This is a genomic window from Burkholderia pseudomultivorans (assembly GCF_902499075.1).
Classification (GTDB): domain Bacteria; phylum Pseudomonadota; class Gammaproteobacteria; order Burkholderiales; family Burkholderiaceae; genus Burkholderia; species Burkholderia pseudomultivorans.
Window position 1 is genome coordinate 1 of the sequence record NZ_CABVPP010000111.1, and the last position, 6,057, is coordinate 6,057.

Consider the following 6,057-nt stretch of genomic DNA (forward strand, 5'->3'; position numbering starts at 1 on the left):
GGCGGCGGGCCGGACCCGCACCGATACGGCGGCGGCCGCGACGAGGCGCCGGGCCTGCGCGGACATTTCCGGCTCGGCTGGTACGGCGGCGGCGAGCGCGGCTACGACGATCCGCGTACGGCCGACGCGCCGGACCTGTCGCGCTTCGGCAGCGGCGCGGCGCGCGACGCCATGCGCGGCCGGCGCGGCCCGAAAGGCTATACGCGCTCGGACGAACGGATCCGCGAGGACGTCTGCGAGCGGCTCGCGCACGCGCTCGACATCGACGTCAGCGACGTCAGCGTGCAGGTCAGCGACGGCCGCGTCGAACTCGACGGCACGGTGCCCGCGCGCTGGACGAAGCACGCGATCGAGGACATCGCGGACGACTGCATGTGCGTGCGCGACGTCGAGAACCGCGTGCGCGTGAAGCGCGAAGGCGAGCACGACAGCGGCATGGTGCTGCACCCCGCGCAGCGGACCGTCACGCCGACCCAGCCGGCCGTGCGCGAGCCGGAGCCCGGCACGTCGGCCCAGGGCGCGGGCAGCAGCGACGCGGGCGGCGGCGGCACTGCAGGCAGCGGCGCCGCAGGCAGCGGCACTGCAGCGGGCACCGGCGGCACTGCGGCGGGCGGCACGCCGGGCCGCGAGCGCCATCACTGACGGAGGACGGCCGCCATGAACCCGCCACAACGGAACGCAGTGCGCGCATGACGCCGGCGACCGGGGACACGCGACGCGATACGCGCAGCCTGCGGCTGCGGATCGCCGGCGAGCTGTGGCGCGCGATCTGGCGTTATCGCGCGCGCGTGCTCGCGGCGATCGCGCTGCTGGTGCTCGCGAAGGCCGCGGCCGTGTCGGTGCCGCTGCTGCTGAAGGAGATCGTCGACGACTTCGGTCAGCTCGCGCAGCGGCCCGCGTCGCTGCCGGTGCTGCTGCTGTTCGCGTACGCGGTCGTGCGGTTCGCGTCGAACGCGCTGAACGAAGTGCGCGACATGACGTTCGTGCAGGTCACGCAGAGCACGGTTGCCGCGTTCACGGTGCGCACGTTCGGCCATCTGCACCGGCTCGGCGCGCGCTTCCATTCGCAGCGCGAGACGGGCGCGGTCGTGCGCGACCTCGAGAAGGGCACGGCCGGTATCGGCTATCTGCTCGGCGTCGCCGTGTTTACGATCATGCCGACCGCGATCGAGATCGGCTCGGTGCTCGTGATCGTCGTCAGCAAGTATGGCGGCGGCTTCACCGCGATCATCTTCGTCACGTTCGCCGTCTACGCCGCATACACGATCGTGTTCACGCGGCGGCGCATGCGCTACCAGCGCCGCGTGAACGCGCTCGAGGCCGAATCGAATTCGCGGATCGTCGACAGCCTGCTGAACGTCGACACCGTCAAGTACTTCGCACGCGAGGACGTCGAGCGCGATCGGCTCGACCGCGTGCTGAACGCGTGGTCCGACGCGGGCGTCGACAACCAGTACGCGCTGTCGACGCTGCACATCGGGCAGAGCGCCTGCATCGGCGCCGGCATCGCGGCCGTGATGCTGCTCGCCGGCGAGCGCGTCGCGACCGGCGCGATGACCGTCGGCGACCTCGTGCTGATCAACGCGTACATCATCCAGATCAGCCTGCCGCTGAACGCGCTCGGCTTCGTGTTCCGCGAGGCGAACGACGCGATGACGAACATCGAGCGGCTGTTCGGGCTGCTCGACGCGCGCGGCAAGCCGGGCGAGGACGGCGACGTGCCGGGTGCGCAGCCGCTCGTCGTGCGCGGCGGCGCGATCGAGTTCGAACACGTCGACTTCGGCTACGAGCCGAGCCGGCAGATCCTGTGGGACGTGTCGTTCCGGATCGAGCCCGGCCAGTCGGTCGCGGTGGTCGGCGGCAGCGGCTCGGGCAAGTCGACGCTCGCGCGGCTGCTGTTCCGGCTCTACCAGCCCGACGCCGGCACGATCCGCATCGACGGCCAGGACCTGCGCCTCGTCACCGAGCGCAGCCTGCGCGACGCGCTCGGCATCGTGCCGCAGGACACGATCCTGTTCAACGACACGATCGCGTACAACATCGCGTACGGCAAGCGCGAGGCGACGCGCGCGGAAGTGGTCGCGGCCGCGCGCAGCGCGCAGCTCGACACGTTCATCGAGCGGCTGCCCGATGCCTATGACACGCGCGTCGGCGAACGCGGCGTGCGGCTGTCGGGCGGCGAGCGGCAGCGCGTCGCGATCGCGCGCGCGCTGCTGAAGGCGCCGCCGATCGTCGTGTTCGACGAGGCGACGTCCGCGCTCGACACGCGGTCGGAGCGCGCGATCCAGCAGGAGCTGATGCGCGTCGCGCAACACCGGACGAGCCTGATCATCGCGCACCGGCTGTCGACGATCGTCGATGCGGACCGCATCCTCGTGATGGAGTACGGCCGGCTCGTCGAACAGGGCACGCACGACGAGCTGCTCGCAAACGGCGGCGTCTATGCGCAGATGTGGGCGCTGCAGGCGAAGCAGCGCGAGCTCGAACGTACCGAGGCGAAGTTCGCGCGGCAGCCGGTGCGCATCAATCCGCTCGTGTCGCAGGTGCTCGACGGGCTCGCGGACGCGGCCGAGCGGCGCGGCGTGCCGGTGTTCCGCCATTTGTCCGACGAGGACCTGATCGTGAAGGCCGATCCGGCCGCGCTGCGGCGCTTCGTGTGGGAGCTGTGCCGCAACGGGATCGACGTGAGCGGCAGCGGCGGGCGCGTCCAGGTCTATACGGAGCGGCACGATCCGGACGCACGGATCACGGTCGCATGCGCGGGCGTCGATGCGCCGGAGCTGTCGCTGCTCGCGCTCGAGCCGCTGCAGAACGCGATCGAGGAAGCGGGCGGCTACGTCGTGCGCGAACGCGACGACACCGGTGTCACGCTGCACGTCTCGCTGCCGCTTTGCGCGATCGCGCCGGCGTCGATGCAGCCGGCCGATGCCGAGCCCGCGCCGATCGCCGACAGGCCGCTCGACGGCCTGCGCATCGCCTGCGTCGACGATCACGACGAAGCGCGCGATGCGCTGACCGCGTTGCTGACGGTGGCCGGCGCGCAGGTCGACGCATTCGCGTCGGGCCAGGCGCTGCTCGATACGCTATGGCGCGCGCGCCGTGCCGACTGGCCGGCGCTGCTCGTCTGCGACATCGACCTCGGCGACGACGAGGAAGACGGCTATACGGTCATGACGCGCGTGCGTCAGCTCGAAGCGGCGCGCGCGAACGAGGACGGCGCGTCGTCCCTCGAAGCGCTCGCGCTGTCGGGCCACGCGCGCGAGCGCGACCGCGCGCGCGCCGTCGAAGCGGGTTTCCATGCGTATCTGACCAAGCCGGCGGCGCCGGCCGACCTGATCGCGGCGCTGCGCGCGCTCGCATTTTCCTCCGGAGACTCACATGCCCACTCATCTGAATCCGTCCCCCGAAGGGCTGACCGCACGTCGCGGCGGTAGCGCGTTCGCGGATCGCCAGGCCGCGATCGCGGCCGTCGAACTGCTGCTGCCGACGCTGTCGGCCGCGTTGCAGAGCGACTTCGTCGGCGACAGCGGCTGCCTGCACATCGTGATCATGGATCCGGCGCTCGGCCCGCACGACGCGTCGTTCGAAGACGCGATCCTCTACGAGTTCTCGCTGCCCGACCCGAAGGACTGGGACGCCGATTATCGCGCGTATGCACGCGCGAAGGCGCGTTTGTCGTGGGAAACCGGCCGCGACGGCCACGTCGTGCAGGCGCTCGAGCCGTACCGGCTGCGCGCGGGCGACACGAACCTGTGGGGCGCCGTCGCGCAGCACGGGATCGTGGTCGGCGTATCGGGCGCGCAGCCGTGGTTCGACGAGGCGTTCGCGGGCTGCATCGCGCATTGCCTGCGCGCGCTCGCGAAGCATCGCGCGCAGGCGACGCCCGACGCGCTCGCGATCTGATCGCGCGCGCCGCGCGGTGCGGGCACGTTTTTACAGCCGGTTATAAAAAAGCCAGCGAACGCGCCGCGACGCGCGACGCAACGCGGTTCGAAACGGACGGGCACGAATCTCGCTGTCTTCCCTGCGATGACGCTTGTCACGACAAGCGTTCCGACGAAGTTCTTCTGACGCCGACAGGGAGGTACATGTGAACGGGACCCACGATCCAGCTCAACTGCCGCTCGCCGGCCGCACCGCACTCGTCACGGGCGGCGGCCGCGGGCTCGGCGAAGCGATCTGCGAGGAACTCGCGCGCAACGGTGCGCACGTCGTCGTCGCGGATCTCGACGGCGACCGCGCGGCGGCCGTCGCGCAGCGGCTCACACGGCACGGCGTGAAGGCGGTCGGTCGTCCGCTCGACGTGCGCGACGAGGCATCGGTGCTGCAGGCCGTGCACGATGCGCGCGAAGTCGTCGGCGATCTCGACGTGATCGTCAACAACGCGGCGATCGACGTGACCGCGCCGATCGACGACGTGAGCGTCGACGCATGGCAGCAGGTGCTGATGACGAACCTGTTCGGTCCATACCTGATGTGCCATGCGGTCGTGCCGATGATGAAGGCGCGCGGCGGCGGGCATATCGTCAACATCGCGTCGACCGCATCGAAGCGCGCGTGGCCGAACGCATCGGCGTATCACGCGACGAAGTGGGGGCTGCTCGGTCTGTCGCATGCGCTTCATGCGGAGCTGCGCCCGGCCGGCGTGCGCGTGTCGGCGATCGTCGCCGGCGGGATGCGCACGCCGTTCCTGCTCGACCGCTTCCCGGACATCGACGAGGACACGCTGCAGCCGCCCGAGAACGTCGCGGCCGCGGTGCGCTTCGTGCTGACGCAGCCGCCGGGCACGGTCGTACCGGAAGTGATGGTGCTGCCGATGAAGGAGACATCATGGCCCTGAAGCACGATCCGCGTCCGCGCGGCGCCGTGCTGCTCGACAAGGACGGCACGCTGCTCGACGACGTGCCGTACAACGTCGATCCGGCCCGCATGCGGCTCGCGCCGGGCGCCGCGCGTGCGCTGCGCTCGCTGGCGTCGACCGGCATGCCGATCGCGGTCGTCTCGAACCAGCCGGGCGTCGCGCTCGGCCGCTTCACCGAATCTCAGCTTGGCGCGGTCCGCCAGCGTCTTGCCGAACTGTTCGAAGAGAACGGCGCGGCGCTGGCGGATTTTTTTTACTGCCCGCATCACCCGCAGGGCAGCGTGCCGCGCTATGCATGCGACTGTCTGTGCCGCAAGCCGAGGCCCGGCATGCTGCGCCGCGCGGTCGCCGCGCTCGGCGTCGAGGCCGGCGCGAGCTGGATGATCGGCGACATACTCGACGACATCGAAGCCGGCCGCGCGGCGCAGTGCCGCACGATCCTCGTCGATCGCGGCTACGAGACGGAATGGCGGATCGACGCGACACGCACGCCGCACTTCGTCGTCGACCGGCTCGATCTCGCGGCCGACATCGTCGTGCGCGAAACCGCGCGCCGTCACGGCTCGCGGGTGCGGCAATGAGCGCGCCCGCGTGGGACCGCGCGCGCCGCATTCTGTGCGTGCGGCTCGACAATCTCGGCGACGTGCTGATGACGACGCCGGCACTGCGCGCGCTGAAGGAAAGCGGCAACGGCCGGCATCTGACGCTGCTCACGTCGAGCACGGGCGCGGCGCTCGGCGCGCATCTGCCGATGGTCGACGACGTGTGGACGTACGACGCGCCGTGGGTCAAGCATCCGGACGCGCCGGCCAATCCGGTTGCCGATCTCGACATGATCGACCGGCTGCTGTCCGCGCGTTTCGACGCGGCGGTGATCTTCACCGTCTATAGCCAGAGCCCGCTGCCGGCCGCGATGATGTGCTGGCTCGCCGGCATTCCGCTGCGGCTCGCACATTGCAGAGAGAACCCGTACCGGCTGCTGACCGACCGCGTCGCGGAGACCGAGCCCGATCAGCAGGTGCGGCACGAAGTGGCGCGCCAGCTCGCGCTGGTGCGCACGATCGGCGCGAAGACCGCCGACTGGCGGATGGCATTCGAACCGGGCGACGCGGCGCGCCGGGCGGTGCAGGCGCGGCTGCGCGCCGCGCTGCAGCGCTTCGGCGGCCCGCGGCGCGGCGACGCGCAAGGCTGCGGGC

Annotated in this window: 6 protein-coding genes; all 6 read left to right on the forward strand. The window is 71.1% G+C overall.

Annotated features, from left to right (window positions below):
- Window positions 1–642, forward strand: a 642-nt coding sequence (locus tag BST28156_RS34160) for a BON domain-containing protein (RefSeq protein WP_174904548.1), incomplete at its 5' end; no start/stop codon positions are given.
- A gap of 47 nt (window positions 643–689) precedes the next feature.
- The gene (locus tag BST28156_RS34165) at window positions 690–3,434 is read left to right on the forward strand and encodes an ABC transporter transmembrane domain-containing protein (RefSeq protein WP_012217869.1); all 2,745 of its coding nucleotides are present in this window, start codon (window positions 690–692) and stop codon (window positions 3,432–3,434) included.
- Window positions 3,379–3,903 carry a hypothetical protein gene (locus BST28156_RS34170; RefSeq protein WP_012217870.1) on the forward strand — a complete coding sequence of 175 codons (525 nt, stop codon included), beginning with the start codon at window positions 3,379–3,381 and terminating at the stop codon, window positions 3,901–3,903. Before BST28156_RS34165 ends, BST28156_RS34170 begins: the two co-directional genes overlap by 56 nt.
- A gap of 187 nt (window positions 3,904–4,090) precedes the next feature.
- A complete protein-coding gene (locus BST28156_RS34175; protein WP_006398898.1) occupies window positions 4,091–4,840 on the forward strand; it encodes an SDR family oxidoreductase in 750 nt (249 codons plus the stop codon).
- Window positions 4,831–5,442: a D-glycero-alpha-D-manno-heptose-1,7-bisphosphate 7-phosphatase gene (locus BST28156_RS34180; protein WP_006398899.1), complete on the forward strand. Its 612-nt coding sequence runs from the start codon at window positions 4,831–4,833 to the stop codon at window positions 5,440–5,442. Before BST28156_RS34175 ends, BST28156_RS34180 begins: the two co-directional genes overlap by 10 nt.
- On the forward strand, window positions 5,439–6,057 hold a 619-nt coding region (locus tag BST28156_RS34185), incomplete at its 3' end, for a glycosyltransferase family 9 protein (RefSeq protein ID WP_367651241.1). The genes BST28156_RS34180 and BST28156_RS34185, both read left to right, overlap by 4 nt.

Bases quoted from the DNA above. Each gene is read 5' to 3' on its own strand.
- BST28156_RS34170 (WP_012217870.1), top strand. From the start codon at position 3,379: ATGCCCACTCATCTGAATCCGTCCCCCGAAGGGCTGACCGCACGTCGC.
- BST28156_RS34180 (WP_006398899.1), top strand. From the start codon at position 4,831: ATGGCCCTGAAGCACGATCCGCGTCCGCGCGGCGCCGTGCTGCTCGAC.
- BST28156_RS34165 (WP_012217869.1), top strand. From the start codon at position 690: ATGACGCCGGCGACCGGGGACACGCGACGCGATACGCGCAGCCTGCGG.